We start from the raw sequence: 16,507 nt of genomic DNA, 5'->3' as shown, positions 1-16,507 counted from the left end.
GGCTGTTCGATGTTCGCTGTGGTTCCCGATCCAATCCCGGCACGCATGCGCGGGCTCAACCGCGCCGAAGTGTGCGATGTCAATTTCCTTGAGGCCGTGCGCGGCTGGCGCGGCATGCCGCGACCGCGGCCGGCGCCGGATGCACCGATTCTGCCGGGCAGTACGCTGACCGCTGCCGCGTTTGCCGAACTGTTCGAATCGCAACTGGCCAGCCGCCAGCTGGATCTGATGGCGCGCGTGCTGCGCGTGCAGAACAAGGTTTTCTACACCATCGGATCGTCCGGGCATGAAGGCAATGCGCTGCTGGCGCGTGCATGCCGGCATACCGACCCGGCGTTCCTGCACTATCGTTCCGGTGCCTTCATGGCCGAACGTGCACGGCAGGTGCCAGGCATGGACCCGCTGCGCGACGCGGCGCTGTCTTTCGCCGCCAGCGCCGACGATCCGGCCAGCGGTGGCCGCCACAAGGTCTGGGGCAGCAAGCCGTTGTGGGTGTTGCCGCAGACCTCGACCATCGCCTCGCACCTGCCCAAGGCGGTGGGCACCGCGCTGGCCATCGAAAGCGGCAGGCGCCTGGCCCATCCGTTGCCCATTCCAGCCGACAGCATCGTGATGTGTTCCTTCGGTGATGCCTCGGCCAACCACGCCACCGCGCAGACCGCATTCAACACTGCGATGTGGTCGGCTTACCAGAAGCTGCCGGTGCCGATCCTGTTCGTCTGCGAAGACAACGGTCTCGGCATTTCGGTGAAGACGCCTGAAGGATGGATTGCCGAGCGCTTCAGCCGGCAGCCGGGCCTGGACTATTTCCTTGCCGATGGACTGGACCTGGCGGCGGGCCATGCACAGGTGCAGGCGGCGGTGGAGCATTGCCGGCGCCTGCGCCGGCCGACCTTCCTGCACCTGCGTACCACGCGGTTGATGGGTCATGCCGGCACCGACTTTGAAGTGGAGTGGCGCGCGCTGGCCGAGCTGTGTGCGGCCGAAGCACACGACCCGCTGCTGCGCTCGGCGCAGATCGCGCTGGAATCGGGCTGGATGGATGCGGCAGCCATCGAAATGGCCTACGAAAATCTGCGCGCGCGCTGCATGGCCGCCGCCGCCGATGCCGATACGCGTCCGAAACTGCAGACGCTGCAGGAGGTGACGGCACCGTTGGCGCCTTACAGTCCTGCCGCGGTGCAGGCCGAAGCCGAGCGTGGTGCGCCGGAGGAGGCACGCCAGGCGTTGTACGGCGGTGCCGATGCGCTGCCGGAGCGGCAACCGCCGCGGCACCTGGCGATACAGATCAACCACGGCCTGCAGGAGCTGTTGTGCAAATATCCGCAGGCGCTGCTGTTCGGCGAGGACGTGGCGCAGAAGGGCGGCGTGTATACGGTCACCCGGGATCTGCTGCGCCGGTTCGGGCCGCGCCGGGTGTTCAATACGCTGCTGGACGAAACCATGATCCTGGGCATGGCCCAGGGCCTGGCCAACGTGGGCCTGTTGCCGATCCCGGAAATCCAGTACCTGGCCTATCTGCACAACGCCATCGACCAGGTGCGTGGTGAAGCCTGCTCGCTGCAGTTCTTCTCCAATGACCAGTTCCGCAACCCGATGCTGGTGCGGGTGGCCGGCCTGGGCTATCAGAAGGGCTTCGGCGGCCATTTCCACAACGACAATTCGATCACTGCGCTGCGCGACATTCCGGGGCTGGTGGTGGGCTGCCCGTCGCGTGGCGATGATGCGGTGATGATGCTGCGCACGCTGTCGGCATTGGCCCGGGTAGATGGCCGGGTGGCGGTGTTCCTGGAGCCCATCGCCCTGTACATGACCAAGGATCTGCACGCTGCCGGCGATGGCCAGTGGTTGTTCGACTACCCCGCGCCGGGGCAGGCGCTGGTGCTGGGCGAGGGCAGGGTGTACTCGCCCGACGCCGATGACCTGGTGATCTTCACCTATGGCAACGGCGTGCCGATGGCCCTTCGTGCCGCGGCAGGCATCCAGCAGCGGCTGGGCTGGCAGGTACGGGTGGTGGACCTGCGCTGGCTGGTGCCGTTGGATGCAGGCTTCATCGCAGCCCAGGCCGCCACCGCCAGGCGGGTGCTGGTGCTGGACGAGGGGCGGCAGAGTGGCGGCGTGGGCGAAGGCGTGGTCACCGCGCTGGTCGAGGCCGGCCACGGCCACCTGCCGATGCGCCGGGTCTGCGGCGCCGATACCTATACGCCGCTGGCGGGGGCAGCAATGTTCGGGCTTCCAAGCGACAATGCGGTGATTGGCGCCGCCCTCGACCTGGCGCAGGAAGCCTGATGCATGTGTGGATTGGCGGGAATGTTGTTGCCGGCGGCACAGGCCCCGGCCGAGGTCCTGCAGGCGCAGGCACTGGCCATGGGCCAGGCGCTGCATCACCGTGGGCCGGATGACGGCGGTACCTGGGTCGACGCCGCCACTGGCGTCGCCCTGGCCCACCGGCGCCTGAGCATCCTCGATCTTTCACCGCTGGGCCACCAGCCGATGGCCTCGGCCGACGGTCGTTACGTGATGGCCTACAACGGCGAGGTCTACAACTTTGCCGCCCTGCGTGCCGAACTGAAGCCGCTGGGCCACGCGTTCCGGGGCCATTCCGATACGGAGGTGCTGCTGGCCGCATTCCTGCAGTGGGGTGTCGAGGACACCCTGCAGCGCGCCAACGGCATGTTCGCCATCGCCCTGTGGGACCGTCAGGAGCAGTGCCTGTGGCTGGCCCGCGACCGGGTCGGCAAGAAGCCGCTGTACTACGGGTGGGCGGGCGAGGCCCTGGTCTTCGGTTCGGAGCTGAAGGCGCTGTGGCAGCACCCGGATTTCGACAACGACATCGACCGCGATGCGCTGACCCTGCTGTTGCGGCTGGACTACATCCCCGCGCCGCACAGCATCCACCAGCACTGCTACAAGCTGATGCCCGGGCGCGTGCTGCGGCTGGATGCCGCTACGGTGGCCGCCGGTGCCGGCGCGCATCGCCCGGAACAGGCCCAGCGGCCCTACTGGGATGCACGGGCGCGCATGCAGGCGGCGCTGGCCGCACCGTTCCAGGGCCGCATCGAAGAGGCCGAAGAACAGTTGGATGGCCTGCTGCGCGATGCCGTGGCATTGCGCATGGTGGCCGACGTGCCGGTGGGTGTGTTCCTGTCCGGCGGCACTGATTCATCGCTGGTCGCGGCGCTGATGCAGGCGCAGAGCGCGCAGCCGGTGCACAGCTTCAGTATCGGCTTCAGTGGCTCCCATCACGACGAAGCTCCGCTGGCCAGGGAGCTGGCCACGCACCTGGGCTGCGATCACACCGAACTGTATGTCAGTGGCGCCGATGCGCTGGCGGTGGTGCCGCAGCTGCCGGCGATGTTCGATGAACCCTTCGCCGATGCCTCGCAGGTGCCGACCGCGCTGGTTGCCCGCCTGGCCCGCCAGGGCGTGACCGTGGCGTTGTCCGGCGATGGTGGCGATGAACTGTTCTTCGGCTACACCCGCTACGTACGTGCGCTGCGCAACTGGCAGATGCTGGGCAGGGTGCCGGCGCCGCTGCGGCGCTGGATGGGCGCGCGGGCCCACCAGCAGGGTGAAGCCTCGCGGACCGGCGGGCTGGCCGCGTTGCTGGCCGAAACCGGTGCGCGTGGCATCGGCGACGTGTATCGCAACCGCATTTCGCGCTGGCGTGATCCGGCCGCGGCGGTGATCGGCGCACGCGAGGCCGGCAGTTTCTATGACCTGGCCGATCCCCTGCACGGCGCCGGTACGGCGGCCGACGCAATGATGCTGGCCGATTTTGTGAGCTACCTGCCGGACGATCTGCTGTGCAAGGTCGACCGCACGTCGATGGCAGTCAGCCTGGAGGCACGCGCACCGCTGCTCGACTGGCGCGTGGCCGAGTTTGCCTGGTCGCTGCCGCTGGGCTTCAAGCGCAGCGAATCAACCAGCAAGGTCCTGCTCAAGCGCGTGCTGGGGCGGTATGTGCCGCAGTCGATGGTGCACCGGCCCAAGCGCGGCTTCGGCGCACCGGTGAGCGATTGGCTGAAGGGCGATCTGCGGCCCTGGGCCGATGAACTGCTGCAGCCGGCGCGGCTGGAGCGCGAGGGCGTGCTGTCGGCCGCGGCGGTGCAGCCGTTGTGGCAGCAGTTTCTCGGTGGCCAGCGCAAGTGGCACACCCACCTGTGGAACGTGCTGATGTTCCAGGCCTGGCAGGATCATTGGCGGCAGGTGCGTGCGGGCGTGCAGCGCGGCTGATCTTCACTGCCGCGCAAGGGCCGTGTCGCTAGGCTGGGCGTCCCGCATTGTGAGGAGCCTGTCCGATGTCCGTCCCCACCATTGCCGTGTTCGTCGGCAGCCTGCGCAAGGACTCGTGCAACCGCAAGCTGGCGCATGCGCTGGAAAAGCTGGCCGGCGACAAGGCGCGCTTCCAGTATGTGCAGATCGGTGACCTGCCGCTGTATGACCAGGATTTCGATGGCAGCTACCCGGCCCAGGGCACCCGCCTGAAGGACCAGGTCCGCGCTGCCGATGCGGTGCTGTTCGTTACTCCCGAGTACAACCGGTCGGTGCCCGGGGTGCTGAAGAATGCCATCGACATCGGTTCACGGCCCTATGGCGACAGCGCCTTTGCAGGCAAGCCGGCGGCGGTGATCGGCGCCTCCATCGGCCAGATCGGCACGGCCGTGGCCCAGCAGCACCTGCGCAACAGCCTGGCCTTCCTGGACATGCACGTGCTTGGCCAGCCCGAAGCGTTCGTTCATTTCAAGGAGGGGCTGATCGATGCCGACGGCACCCTGCACAATGAAGGCACGCAGAAGTTCCTGCAGGGCTATGTGGACCGGTTCCTGGCCCTGATCGCGGTGCACGTCAAGGGCGATTGACGCCAGCGGCGGCGGTCCCCATCTGCGATAATGATCGGCTACGGGCGTCGCAACGACGTCTGTGGCATGCATTGCGGTACTCCAGCGCCAGTCTGGCCATACCCTGGCGGATATCCCCCGGTCACTCACGGCTTATCCACAGAGTTGTCCATGGCCGCCGGGGTCGGCGCATGCCTACACTCGTCTGGCCCCAATTGCAGGAAACACCGAAGCATGTCCGCCCGTTCCGGCTTCCGTTCCAACCGCAGAGAGCGCGGCGATGGCTTCGATCGTGATCGTGACCGCGATGAATCGCGTATCGACCAGCTGCGCGTGCCACCGCATTCGGTTGAAGCCGAACAGGCGGTGCTGGGCGGCCTGATGCTGGCACCGGACGCCTACGATCGGGTCAACGACCAGCTGACCGAAGGCGATTTCTACCGTCGCGACCATCAGATGATCTACCGGGCCATCCGCGAGCTGTCCGAGCGCGAGCGCCCGTTCGATGCGGTGACCCTGGGCGAGTGGTTCGAATCGCAGGGCAAGATGGAGCTGGTGGGCGATGGCGCCTATCTGATCGAGCTGGCCAGCACCACGCCGTCGGCCGCCAACATCGTGGCCTATGCCGAGATCGTGCGTGACAAGGCGGTGCTGCGGCAGCTGATCCAGGTCGGCACCGACATCGTCAACGATGGTTTCCAGCCCGAGGGGCGCGACAGCAGCGAGCTGTTGTCGGCGGCGGAAAAGAGTGTGTTCGCGATCGCCGAGCAGGGCGCGCGCGGCCGTACCGATTTCGTGGCCATGCCCGGCGCGTTGAAGGACGCGTTCGAGGAGCTGCGCAATCGTTTCGAGAATGGCGGCAACATCACCGGCCTGCCGACCGGCTATACCGATTTCGATGCGATGACCGCCGGCCTGCAGCCGACCGATCTGATCATCCTTGCCGCGCGTCCGGCAATGGGCAAGACCACCTTCGCGCTGAATATCGCCGAATACGCAGCGATCAAATCGAAGAAGGGCGTAGCGGTGTTCTCGATGGAAATGTCGGCGTCGCAGCTGGCAATGCGCCTGATCTCTTCCAATGGCCGGATCAACGCGCAGCGCCTGCGTACCGGCCAGCTGGAGGACGAGGACTGGAGCCGGGTGACCGGCGCGATCAAGATGCTGAAGGAAACCAAGATCTTCATCGACGATACGCCGGGCGTGTCGCCGGAGATCCTGCGTTCCAAGTGCCGCCGTCTCAAGCGCGAGCACGACCTGGGCCTGATCGTGATCGACTACCTGCAGCTGATGAGCGTGCCGGGCAACAGCGAAAACCGCGCGACCGAAATTTCCGAGATCTCGCGTTCGTTGAAGGGTCTGGCCAAGGAACTGCATGTACCGGTCATCGCGCTGTCGCAGCTCAACCGCTCGCTGGAAACACGAACCGACAAGCGCCCGGTGATGGCCGACCTTCGCGAATCCGGCGCAATCGAGCAGGATGCGGACATGATCGTCTTCATCTACCGCGACGATTACTACAACAAGGAAAATTCGCCGGACAAGGGCCTGGCCGAGATCATCATCGGCAAGCACCGTGGTGGCCCCACCGGCTCGTGCAAGCTGAAGTTCTTCGGCGAGTACACCCGCTTCGACAATCTGTCCCACGACTCGGTCGGTTCGTTCGAGTAACGCCGAAGGCGTTACGGTAGCGCCGGGCCCGCCCGGCGGATTTCCCCGGTTTCATCGCCCTCAGCCCGGTTTCGTCGCAAACCGTTTGCGCCCGCGCGAGTGGGCCGGCACGGTGGATGCAGGCGGCGGGGTGCCGCCGATGGAGACCGTGATGAAGACGCTGTTCGCACTCGGTGTGTGGTGCCTGCTGTTCGTATTGTGCTGGCCGCTGGCGATCCTCGCGCTGCTGGCATGGCCGTTCGTGTGGCTGCTGAGCCTGCCGTTCCGTCTGGTCGGCATCACCTTCTCGGCGTTGTTCGCGTTCCTGCGCGCGCTGTTCATGCTGCCGGCGCGCCTGCTGGGTGGCGGACCGGTGGCCGCATGAGGGCGCAGGCGGTAGTGGCGCTGGCGCTGCTGATGGTGGGCCCTGCGTTCGGCAAGGAGCCGCCATCGGCCTACCTTGAGCGGGGGCATGATCCTGCATCCGCCCCCACCACTGCGACCACCGCGACCACCGCGACCGTCAAGGACGCGCCCGCGGAGTCCTGCCGGGTGGAGAAGGAATGGAAGGTGGGCGACACGGTCGTCCAGCACCGCATCTGTGACGATCCGCCCAGGACGGCTGTCACCGAACCGGTGGCGCAGCCGGTGCAGCGTTGATCGGCCAACTGCCGGAACAGCGATCGCTTCAGGGTGGGGGCGGCGCCGCTGCCGGCGGTGCCGGGAACACCTGCTCGCGCAGGTCGCGGTAGACCATGAAGATGCGGCCACGCGGGTGCAGCAGGAATTCAACCTGCAGCGGCTCGCCTGTGGTCGCTGTTGCCGGGTGGGTCACTGGGCACTGCTGCTGGATGCCGCAGCGCTGCAGGGACACTTCCAGGCTGCCGTCGCTGGCGGTGCGCACGTTGGCGCCGGGCGAGTGAAAGACGGATTCGGCCGGGACGCGATAACGGATGAGCACATCGCCGTCGGGCTGGGGCATCACTTCCACCGGCTGCACGTCGGCAGCCCGGTAGTCGGTGGCCGGCGCGGCGGTGTTGCATGCGGCTACGGCAGAGGCGATCAACAGCGGCAGGCAACAACGGCGGGGCAGGGACATGATCGTGCAGCTCCATGCGGATCGGGACGGCCTTTGCATTCCTGGGCCGGGTCCCATTGAGCCGGGTTGCCGGCAGCCGGTCAAGCGGCCAACAAAAAACCCCGCCGAAGCGGGGTTTTCCGGTTTTCTGGAGTGTGCCGACCAACGGTCGGCACCCAGCCGGATGCAGATCAGTTCGCCTTGTGGATGGCGCGCTTGCTGACTGCCATCGCCGCGTCGTGGATCACTTCCGACAGCGACGGGTGGGCGTGGCAGATGCGGGCCAGGTCATCGGCCGAGCCGCTGAACTCCATGGTCAGCACGCCTTCGTGCACCAGTTCGGACACGTTGGCACCGACCAGGTGCATGCCGAGGATGCGATCGGTTTCGGCGTGGGCCAGGATCTTGACGAAACCTGCCGGCTCCATCATCGCCACGGCACGGCCGTTGGCGGCGAACGGGAAGCTGCCAGCCTTGTACGGAACGCCTTCGGCCTTCAGCTGTGCTTCGGTCTTGCCGACCCAGGCCAGCTCCGGCTCGGTGTAGATGACCCACGGGATGGTGTCGAAGTTGACGTGGCCCGGCAGGCCGGCGATGAGCTCGGCAACAGCGATGCCTTCCTCGAAGCCCTTGTGCGCCAGCATCGGGCCGCGCACGCAGTCACCCACCGCCCACACACCATTGACGCCGGTGTGGCAGTGCGCATCGACTTCGATCTGGCCGCGGTCGTTGATCTTGACGCCGGTGCCTTCGGCCAGCAGGCCCTTGGTGGCGGCGCGACGGCCGACGGCCACCAGCAGCTTGTCCACGGTCAGGCTCTTCTCGCCTTCGGCGTCGGTGTAGCTGACGACGACTTCCTTCTTCTTGCCCTTGCCGGTGATCTCGGTCTTGGAGACCTTGGCATTGAGCTTGATGTCCAGGCCCTGCTTCTTGAATTCCTTGGCGGCGGTCTTGGCCACTTCGGCGTCGGCAGCGGCCAGGAAGTCCGGCATGGCTTCGAGGATGGTCACGTCCGAACCCAGGCGCTTCCACACGCTGCCCAGTTCCAGGCCGATCACGCCGGCGCCGATGACTGCCAGGCGGTTCGGCACTTCGGTGAAGTCCAGGCCACCGACGTTGTCGACGATGGTGTCGCCGTCGAACTTGGCGAACGGCAGTTCGATCGAATCCGAACCGGCGGCGATGATGACGTTGGTGCCCTTCAGCTCGACTTCCGAACCGTCGTGCTGCTTCACCTTGACCACGTTGCCCGGCTGCAGTTCACCGAAGCCGTAGTAGGTGGCGACCTTGTTGGCCTTGAACAGCATGGCGATGCCGCCGGTGAACTGCTTGACGATCTTGTCCTTGCGGCCAACCATCGCCTCGACGTCCATCTTGGCGTCCTTGAAGCTGATGCCGTGGTCGCCAAAGATGTGGCCCATGTTCCAGAACTGGCGCGAGGAATCGAGCAGCGCCTTGGACGGGATGCAGCCCACGCGCAGGCAGGTGCCACCCAGGGCCGGCTTGCCGTCCTTGCCCAGCGCTGCGTCGATGCAGGCGGTCTTCAGGCCCAGCTGTGCGGCGCGGATGGCCGCGTGGTAACCGGCCGGGCCGGCACCGATGACGACGACGTCGAATTGTTCAGCCATTGAATTATTCCTTGTTGCATTACCAGAACCCCTCCGCGCAGGCGCGGAGGGGCGGGAGGTCACTTACAGGCCGAACAGCATGCGGCCCGGGTTTTCCAGCTGGTTCTTGATGTCCACCAGGAACTGCACCGAGTCCTTGCCGTCGATGATGCGGTGATCGTAGGACATCGCCAGGTACATCATCGGCGCGATCACGACCTGGCCGTTCTGGGCGATCGGACGCTCCTTGATGGCGTGCATGCCCAGGATGGCGCTCTGCGGCGGATTGATGATCGGGGTCGACAGCAGCGAGCCGAAGGTGCCGCCGTTGGTCACGGTGAAGGTGCCGCCCTGCAGTTCTTCCAGGCTCAGCTTGCCGTCACGGGCCTTCTTGGCGTAGTCGGCGATGGTGCGCTCGATGTCGGCGAACGACATGCGCTCGACGTTGCGCAGCACCGGCGTGACCAGGCCCTTCTCGGTCGACACGGCGATCGAGATGTCCGAGTAGCCGTGGTAGATGATGTCATCGCCGTCGATCGAGGCGTTGACCAGCGGGAAGCGCTGCAGCGCGTTGGCAGCGGCCTTCACGAAGAAGCTCATGAAGCCCAGCTTGATGCCGTGCGCCTTGACGAACTCGTCCTGCAGGTCCTTGCGCGCGGCCGACACCTTGGACAGGTCGACTTCGTTGAAGGTGGTCAGCATGGCGGTGGAGTTCTTCGACTCCATCAGGCGCTCGGCGATGCGCTTGCGGATGCGGGTCATCGGCACGCGTTCTTCCGGACGTGCGCCGCCGGCCTTGCCGGCACCGCCGTTGCGGGCGAAGTTGACGATGTCTTCCTTGGTGACCGCGCCGCGACGGCCGGTGCCGTCAACGTCGGACGGGTTCACGCCTTCGGTGATGGCGGTGAAGCGGGCGCCCGGCGGCAGTGCATCGGCCGACGACTTGGCAGCCGGAGCCGGAGCAGCGGCGGCAGCCGGCGCAGCAGCGGCCGGAGCGGCGGCGGCAGCCGGAGCTGCTTCAGCGGCCGGAGCCGGGGCAGCAGCCACGGCGCCTTCTTCGATGATCGCCACGACCTGGCTGGACGTCACGGTCGCGCCTTCGGCGAACTTGATTTCCTTGATCACGCCATCAACCGGCGACGGCACTTCCAGAACGACCTTGTCGGTTTCCAGGTCAAGCAGGTTTTCGTCGCGCTTGACGGCGTCGCCCACCTTCTTGTGCCAGGTGGCGATGGTGCCGTCGGCGACGGATTCGGGCAGTACCGGGGCTTTGACTTCGGTGGCCATGCGGGAGCTTCCTGGTTTGTCTTCTAAATAGGGGGAGAGTTATTCAGCGAACGAGTCGTTGAACGGGTTGACCAGTGCATCGGCGACCAGCTGCTGCTGTTCGCGGACGTGGTCAGCCATGTGACCGGCAGCCGGCGAAGCCGAGCGTGCGCGACCGGCGTAGTGCAGGTTCTGGCCATCGGCCAGGCAGAACTGCAGGTGATGGCGGATCTGGTACCACGCACCCTGGTTCTGCGGTTCTTCCTGCGTCCACACCACGTCGGTGGCCTTGCCGTACTTCTTCAGTTCGGCAGCCAGCAGCGCACGCGGGAACGGGTACAGCTGCTCCACGCGGATGATCGCCACGTCGTCCTGGCCACGCTTGGTCTGGTCTTCCAGCAGGTCGTAGTAGACCTTGCCCGAGCACAGCACCACGCGCTTGACCTTCTTGGCATCTGCATTGGCATCGCCGATCAGGTGCTGGAACTCGCCATTGGCCAGCTCGTCCAGGGTCGACACGGCCAGCTTGTGGCGCAGCAGCGACTTGGGCGACATCACCACCAGCGGCTTGCGGGTGGTCAGGTGCTGCTGGCGACGCAGCATGTGGAAGGCCTGCGCCGGGGTCGACGGCACCACCACCAGCATGTTCTCCAGTGCGCACAGCTGCAGGAAGCGCTCCAGGCGCGCCGAGCTGTGTTCCGGGCCCTGACCTTCATAGCCATGCGGCAGCAGCAGGGTCAGGCCGGAAATGCGGCCCCACTTTGCTTCGCCGGCAGCGATGAACTGGTCGATCACCACCTGGGCGCCGTTGGCGAAATCGCCGAACTGGCCTTCCCAGATGCACAGGGTGTTCGGATCGGTGGTCGAGAAACCGTACTCGTAGGCCATCACCGCTTCCTCGCTGAGCAGCGAATCGATGATGGTGGCCTTCTCCGGCGAATCCACCAGCTGCCGCAGCGGCAGGTAGTAGTTGTCGGTCTTCTGGTCGTGCAGGATCGCGTGGCGATGGGTGAACGTGCCGCGGCCGACGTCCTGGCCGACCAGGCGCAGTGCACTGCCTTCGTCCAGCAGGGTGGCGTAGGCCAGGTTTTCGGCAAAGCCCCAGTCACCCGGGATCTCGCCGGCCGCCATCTTGCGACGGTCGTCGTACACCTTGGACACGCGCGAGTGCAGCTGCACTTCTTCGGGCACGGTGTTGATCAGCTTGGCCAGGGCCAGCAGCTTGTCCTTGTCGACCTTGGTGGAGATCTCGTCGGACAGCTTGCCTTCCAGCAGCTTGGGCCAATCGACGAACAGCGGGCTGGTCGGCGGGGTCTTCTCGACCTTGGCCAGTTCGGTGGTCACTTCACCGGCGTCCAGCTTCTCGCGGTACGCATCGACCATCGCCCTGCCGGCGCCGGCGGCGATCACGCCTGCCTTTTCCAGCTGTTCGGCGTACATCTCGCGGGTGGTGGCGTGCTTGCGGATCACCTGGTACATCAGCGGCTGGGTGATTGCCGGCTCGTCGGCCTCGTTGTGGCCCCAACGGCGATAGCACATCAGGTCGATGACCACGTCCTTGGCGAACTTCTGGCGGAACTCGAAGGCCAGCTGCGCGGCGAACACGACCGCTTCGGGATCATCGCCGTTCACGTGCAGCACCGGGGCGGCGATCATCTTCGCCACGTCGGTGGCATAGCGCGTGGAACGCGTATCCAGCGGGTTGGAGGTGGTGAAGCCAACCTGGTTGTTGACCACGATGTGCACGGTGCCGCCAACGGCGAAGCCGCGGGCCTGCGACATCTGGAACAGTTCCATGACCACGCCCTGGCCGGAGAAGGCCGCGTCGCCGTGGATCAGGATCGGCATCACCTGCTTGCGCGCGGTGTCCTTGCGGCGTTCCTGGCGCGAGCGCACGGAACCGGCGACCACCGGGTCGGCGATTTCCAGGTGCGACGGGTTGAACGCCAGCGCCAGGTGCACCGGGCCACCTTCAGTGGCCACGTCGGCCGAGAAGCCCATGTGGTACTTCACGTCGCCGGCCGAAGCGTGCTCGTCGTGCTCGAACTTGCCTTCGAATTCGTCGAACAGCTTGCGCGGGTTCTTGCCGAGGGTGTTGACCAGCACGTTCAGGCGGCCACGGTGGGCCATGCCGACGACCACGTCCTTGACGCCATCCTTGCCGGCGCTGCGGATGATGGTATCCATCATCGGGATCAGCGAGTCGCCGCCTTCCAGCGAGAAGCGCTTCTGGCCGACGTACTTGGTGTGCAGGTAACGCTCGAGGCCTTCGGCGGCGGTCAGGCGCTCCAGCGTGCGGCGCTGGGTGTCAGCGTCCAGCTGGTAGTTGCCACCGGCCAGTTCCAGCTTCTTGTAGATCCACTGGCGCTGCTCGACTTCGGCGATGTGCATGAACTCTGCACCGATCGAACCGGTGTAGGTCGCCTTCAGGCGCGCCAGCAGGTCACGCAGCTTCATGCGCGGCTGGCCGCCGACGCCGCCGGTGCTGAACTCGCTGTTGAGATCGCCGTCGGACAGGCTGTGGAAGGGCAGGCCGAGGTCGGGGGTATTGACCGGAGCGGCCAGGCCCAGCGGATCCAGGCGGGCGTCCAGGTGACCACGCGAACGATAGGCGGTGATCAGGCGCCCAACATTGCGCTCACGCTCGTCGCCTGCACCGGTGCCGGTGCCTGCTTTCAGCGCATCCTTGGCCGCGTCCGCGATGTGGGAAATGACGGCCGAGTGCGGAATGTCGCCTGCTTCGCGGCCCTTGAAGCCGTCGAAGTAGGTTTTCCATTTGGGATCGACACTATCCGGGGAGACCAGGTACTGCTCGTACAGGTCCTCGACATAGGAGGCGTTGCCGCCGGCGAGTTGCGAAGATTGCGCAAACTGCTTCAGTTGATTGTCCACGATGGAGGGTGCTGATTCGCTTTGTGGGGTATGGCTTCAGAAGGACCCGGCACGAAGATGAATAGCCATGCACGGGCGCGTTCAAACGGCCAAATTGTACCCCCATCCGGACACGAAGGGGCAGCAGGAAGGGCATCCCGCGTCCTGCGGTGTCGGTCCCAGACAGGTTGAGCGGACCGCTGGCGGTCAGATGCCGAGCGCGCGCAGTTCGCTGCAATCGCGCGAACGGTCCCAGACACGCTGCAATTGCTGCGCGAACGGTTGCGAACGTGCCGGCAGCGCGATGGCCGCTTCGCCATCAAGGCGATGGCCGATGAGACGAAAGTAGAAGTCTCCGACATCGTTGAGCACGCAGGCCGAGGCGAGGGCGCGATCAACCGGATCGGCCACTTCGCGGAACTGGACCACGCTGGGCAGGCGCTGCAGCAGGGCCAGCAGGGGCGCACCGGCGCTGGCAATGGCGGCAGCATCGTGCACGATCACCCGCAGCTGCTTGTCGTGACGGGCGGTGACGAAGCGGCGCAGGGCGGCCTGTACCGGGGGGGCATCGAGCAGGCCGGGGTCCAGCTGGCGGCTGTGCAACCACACATGGCGGCGTGCCCGATGGAAGATGGCCGTGGTGATGGCCACCGCTTCGGCGCGGTTGTCGATGGCCGATGCGGTGCCGAGGCGACGCCGCATCTGCAGGTGGCCGATGCCGGCCTCCTCGAACACCTCGCCTTCGGGCAGGAAGCCCTGGCGGGCGTAGAAATCGCATGCCGGCAGCTGCGCGTGCAGGTGCAGTTCGGCCAGGCGCAGCTGGCGGCCGGCCGCGACCAGCGCCTCCAGCATGGCTTCGCCAATGCCCTGGCCGCGATGGCCGGCCAGTACCGCCATGCGGCCGATGCGGCCATCCGGGGCCAGGCGTCCGGTGCCGAGCGCCTGGCCGTCGGCATCCACAGCGAGCACGTGGGCGCATACCGGGTCCAGCGCATCGCGTTCCAGTTCGGCGGCGATGCGCTGTTCCTGCACGAAAACCTGCTGCCGCACCCCGTGGATGGCGACATGGGCCTCGGCGTGGCCGACCTGCTGGACCCGGAAGGCGCTCATGGCTCAGGTGCGGGGGACGTCGCTGTCGTCTTCTTCGTCATCGTCGAAGTTGACGATGACCTCGATGCCATCCTCGTGCACCGTCACCAGGTGCACGTTATCGAACATCGCGTCTTCGTCGAGGGTTTCGACCTGGTCCCGGCCCTCGATCACCTCGCCCAGCGCGTCCTCGTCCTCGTCGGCGTAGGCCTCGTTCGGGTCGATCAACTGGAAGACGCCGCCGACCAGCAGCTGCTGGAGCACGGCGCGGCCCTTGTCGGACAGGCCACGGTAGGCGGCAGCATCCAGCTGCTCGGCACCGGCCAGGCGCTGTGCGTCCTTGATCGGCAGGGCGAAATCCTGGCCGCTGACATACAGGCTGGCGCCGCGCTTGGCCCGGCGCCAGGCCAGCCGCGCCCACGGATGGCGTTGCAGCAGCAGGCCCGACTGCAGGGCCTCGATCACTTCCTCCTGCGGCGGTGCGGCCTGGTGGGCCATCACTTCGCCTGCAGCGCGGTAGGTGGTGATGAAGCGGCCGAACCAGTCACCCAGCTTGTCCGGATCGTTCATGCGGATGGCGTTGAGGGCGGTGATCACCCGCGCCATCGCCACCGTATCGATTTCGTTCGGGTCGGCCGGTGCCTTCAGGTCGGCATCCTGGTAACGGATGTTCTCGTCGGCGTCGGCGATCAGGGTATCCAGGTAGTCGCTGATCAACTCGGCCGAGGACGGCGCGCGCATGCCGAAGGAGAAGGTCAGGCACGGATCTTCGGCGACACCGTGGTGCGGCACGTTCGGCGGCAGGTACAGCATGTCGCCCGGCGCCAGCACCCAGTCGTGGGTCGGCTTGAACACCTGCAGCAGCTTCAGTTCCACATCGGGGCGGAAGCCCAGCGGCGGCTGCTTGCCCTTGATCGACTCACTGGCATCGATCTGCCAGCGGCGATGGCCGTGGGCCTGCAGCAGGAACACGTCGTACTGGTCCACGTGGGCGCCGACCGAGCCACCGGTGGCGGCGAAGCTGATCATCACATCGTCCATGCGCCAGCGCGGCAGGAAGCTGAAGTGCTCGATCAGCGCACGCACGTCCTTGTCCCACTTGTCCACGTCCTGCACCAGCAGGGTCCAGTCGTGGTCGGGCAGGGCGGGGAAGACCGCTTCCTGGAACGGACCGCTGCGGACGCGCCAGCTGTCCTGCGTCTTGTCGTGCTCGATCAGGCGGGCCAGCACGCCTTCTTCGCAGGCCAGGCCGGCCAGGTCTTCCGGCTGCACCGGGGTCTGGAAATCCGGGAAAGCATTACGGATCAGCAGCGGGCGTTTCTGCCAGAAGTCGCGCAGGAAGGTGGCCGGGGCCATGCCCAGCGGCTTGCCGGGGCGGGCGTGGACTTCGATCAGGGGAGCGGTGGATTTGCGGGCGGCCATGGGGGAGATCCTTGCAGCGGAAAGCGGGAGGGGCGGCGTGGCGGGCCGCCAAGGCCTCCATTGTCCGACGTTCGTGTGGATTGCGCACGTGCGCGGGTTTGTCGCGGGGTCCGGCCAACGGCGGAGCCCCTCGTGGCGGGGTCTGGGTTGGTCGCGGAAAGCAAAAGCCGGGTTTGGCCGGGGGGGGGGGGGCCGCAACGGGGGGCGCCGCCCACCCGCCCGCCCTCTCCGCGGGCCCCCACCTCCGCGCCCCCCCCCCCCCCGGCCCCCCCCCCCCCCCCCGGCCCCTGACAGTTTCCTGCGGGGTCCGCCACGGAATGGAAGAAGAAAATCAAAGGCAACAGCGGGTCGCGCGCTGCGCTTGCTCTACAAACAGCCAAAAACAAAAGAGGGACGCGGCGAAGCCGCGTCCCTCTTTCAAATTCCGTCCCGACAACCCAACGCTCTTCGATCCGTCACCGGAAAACTGTCAGAGGTGGGGCGGGATGGGTCAGCGGGACCGTTGGCGCCATGGATGGCGCCATCGAGCCCCCAGGGATGGGTTCACGGCGTGTCCCGCTGGCCTATCCCGACCCGCCCAGCTGGCAGCAATCCAGAGCCGCTCTTGACGTTGCTGTTGCTGTTGCTGTTGCCGTTGCCGTTGCAGTACAAGCCTGCCGCAGGCAGCGCCCGCGGCCGCCGCC

Annotated in this window: 12 protein-coding genes; 6 read left to right on the top strand and 6 right to left on the bottom strand. The window is 66.5% G+C overall.

Features of this window, described 5'->3' with window-relative positions; translation table 11 throughout:
* Positions 1–9: 9 nt before the first annotated feature.
* The 6 genes from ACVOLJ_RS02205 to ACVOLJ_RS02180 all read left to right on the top strand — a co-directional run bounded on the left by ACVOLJ_RS02205 (position 10) and on the right by ACVOLJ_RS02180 (position 7,151).
* Positions 10–2,289 (top strand): thiamine pyrophosphate-dependent enzyme, encoded by a 2,280-nt coding sequence (locus tag ACVOLJ_RS02205; RefSeq protein WP_481563342.1) that lies wholly within the window; start codon positions 10–12, stop codon positions 2,287–2,289.
* Positions 2,290–2,292: 3 nt separating this feature from the next.
* Entirely contained in the window at positions 2,293–4,236 is a 1,944-nt protein-coding gene (asnB, locus tag ACVOLJ_RS02200; protein ID WP_481563341.1) for an asparagine synthase (glutamine-hydrolyzing), read from the top strand.
* Between the two features lie 65 nt (positions 4,237–4,301).
* A complete protein-coding gene (locus ACVOLJ_RS02195) occupies positions 4,302–4,862 on the top strand; it encodes an NADPH-dependent FMN reductase (protein WP_475280643.1) in 561 nt (186 codons plus the stop codon).
* A gap of 213 nt (positions 4,863–5,075) precedes the next feature.
* Positions 5,076–6,512 (top strand): replicative DNA helicase, encoded by a 1,437-nt coding sequence (locus ACVOLJ_RS02190; RefSeq protein WP_475280642.1) that lies wholly within the window; start codon positions 5,076–5,078, stop codon positions 6,510–6,512.
* A 151-nt stretch (positions 6,513–6,663) separates the two neighbouring features.
* Positions 6,664–6,876, top strand: coding sequence for a hypothetical protein (locus ACVOLJ_RS02185; RefSeq protein ID WP_481563340.1), 213 nt, complete (start codon positions 6,664–6,666; stop codon positions 6,874–6,876).
* Positions 6,873–7,151, top strand: coding sequence for a hypothetical protein (locus ACVOLJ_RS02180; protein ID WP_481563339.1), 279 nt, complete (start codon positions 6,873–6,875; stop codon positions 7,149–7,151). The genes ACVOLJ_RS02185 and ACVOLJ_RS02180 overlap by 4 nt, the downstream gene beginning before the upstream one ends.
* Positions 7,152–7,179: 28 nt before the next feature.
* Here ACVOLJ_RS02180 and ACVOLJ_RS02175 read toward each other — a convergent pair whose 3' ends face one another.
* The 6 genes from ACVOLJ_RS02175 to ACVOLJ_RS02150 form a co-directional block, all read right to left on the bottom strand.
* Complete coding sequence (locus ACVOLJ_RS02175) at positions 7,180–7,590, bottom strand: hypothetical protein (protein WP_475280639.1); 411 nt, start codon at positions 7,588–7,590, stop codon at positions 7,180–7,182.
* 170 nt (positions 7,591–7,760) lie between these two features.
* A complete protein-coding gene (gene lpdA, locus ACVOLJ_RS02170) occupies positions 7,761–9,197 on the bottom strand; it encodes a dihydrolipoyl dehydrogenase (RefSeq protein WP_475280638.1) in 1,437 nt (478 codons plus the stop codon).
* 63 nt (positions 9,198–9,260) lie between these two features.
* On the bottom strand, positions 9,261–10,463 hold the full coding sequence (gene sucB / locus ACVOLJ_RS02165) for a dihydrolipoyllysine-residue succinyltransferase (protein WP_481563338.1): 1,203 nt from the start codon (positions 10,461–10,463) through the stop codon (positions 9,261–9,263).
* A 39-nt stretch (positions 10,464–10,502) separates the two neighbouring features.
* A complete protein-coding gene (locus ACVOLJ_RS02160) occupies positions 10,503–13,334 on the bottom strand; it encodes a 2-oxoglutarate dehydrogenase E1 component (protein WP_475280636.1) in 2,832 nt (943 codons plus the stop codon).
* A gap of 186 nt (positions 13,335–13,520) precedes the next feature.
* The gene (locus tag ACVOLJ_RS02155; protein WP_475280635.1) at positions 13,521–14,423 is read right to left on the bottom strand and encodes a GNAT family N-acetyltransferase; all 903 of its coding nucleotides are present in this window, start codon (positions 14,421–14,423) and stop codon (positions 13,521–13,523) included.
* 3 nt (positions 14,424–14,426) lie between these two features.
* On the bottom strand, positions 14,427–15,824 hold the full coding sequence (locus tag ACVOLJ_RS02150; RefSeq protein ID WP_481563337.1) for a ribosomal protein uL16 3-hydroxylase: 1,398 nt from the start codon (positions 15,822–15,824) through the stop codon (positions 14,427–14,429).
* Positions 15,825–16,507 lie beyond the last annotated feature (683 nt).

This window comes from Stenotrophomonas sp. STEN046, from assembly GCF_056759755.1.
Note: the sequence above shows the minus strand (reverse complement) of the source record. Positions and strands in the feature narration are given on the sequence as shown.

Excerpts from the sequence above, each read along its gene's own strand:
- ACVOLJ_RS02205 (WP_481563342.1), top strand. The coding sequence starts at position 10 with ATGTTCGCTGTGGTTCCCGATCCAATCCCGGCACGCATGCGCGGGCTC.
- asnB (WP_481563341.1), top strand. The coding sequence starts at position 2,293 with ATGTGTGGATTGGCGGGAATGTTGTTGCCGGCGGCACAGGCCCCGGCC.
- ACVOLJ_RS02195 (WP_475280643.1), top strand. The coding sequence starts at position 4,302 with ATGTCCGTCCCCACCATTGCCGTGTTCGTCGGCAGCCTGCGCAAGGAC.
- ACVOLJ_RS02190 (WP_475280642.1), top strand. The coding sequence starts at position 5,076 with ATGTCCGCCCGTTCCGGCTTCCGTTCCAACCGCAGAGAGCGCGGCGAT.
- ACVOLJ_RS02185 (WP_481563340.1), top strand. The coding sequence starts at position 6,664 with ATGAAGACGCTGTTCGCACTCGGTGTGTGGTGCCTGCTGTTCGTATTG.
- ACVOLJ_RS02180 (WP_481563339.1), top strand. The coding sequence starts at position 6,873 with ATGAGGGCGCAGGCGGTAGTGGCGCTGGCGCTGCTGATGGTGGGCCCT.
- ACVOLJ_RS02175 (WP_475280639.1), bottom strand. The coding sequence starts at position 7,590 with ATGTCCCTGCCCCGCCGTTGTTGCCTGCCGCTGTTGATCGCCTCTGCC.
- lpdA (WP_475280638.1), bottom strand. The coding sequence starts at position 9,197 with ATGGCTGAACAATTCGACGTCGTCGTCATCGGTGCCGGCCCGGCCGGT.
- sucB (WP_481563338.1), bottom strand. The coding sequence starts at position 10,463 with ATGGCCACCGAAGTCAAAGCCCCGGTACTGCCCGAATCCGTCGCCGAC.
- ACVOLJ_RS02155 (WP_475280635.1), bottom strand. The coding sequence starts at position 14,423 with ATGAGCGCCTTCCGGGTCCAGCAGGTCGGCCACGCCGAGGCCCATGTC.
- ACVOLJ_RS02150 (WP_481563337.1), bottom strand. The coding sequence starts at position 15,824 with ATGGCCGCCCGCAAATCCACCGCTCCCCTGATCGAAGTCCACGCCCGC.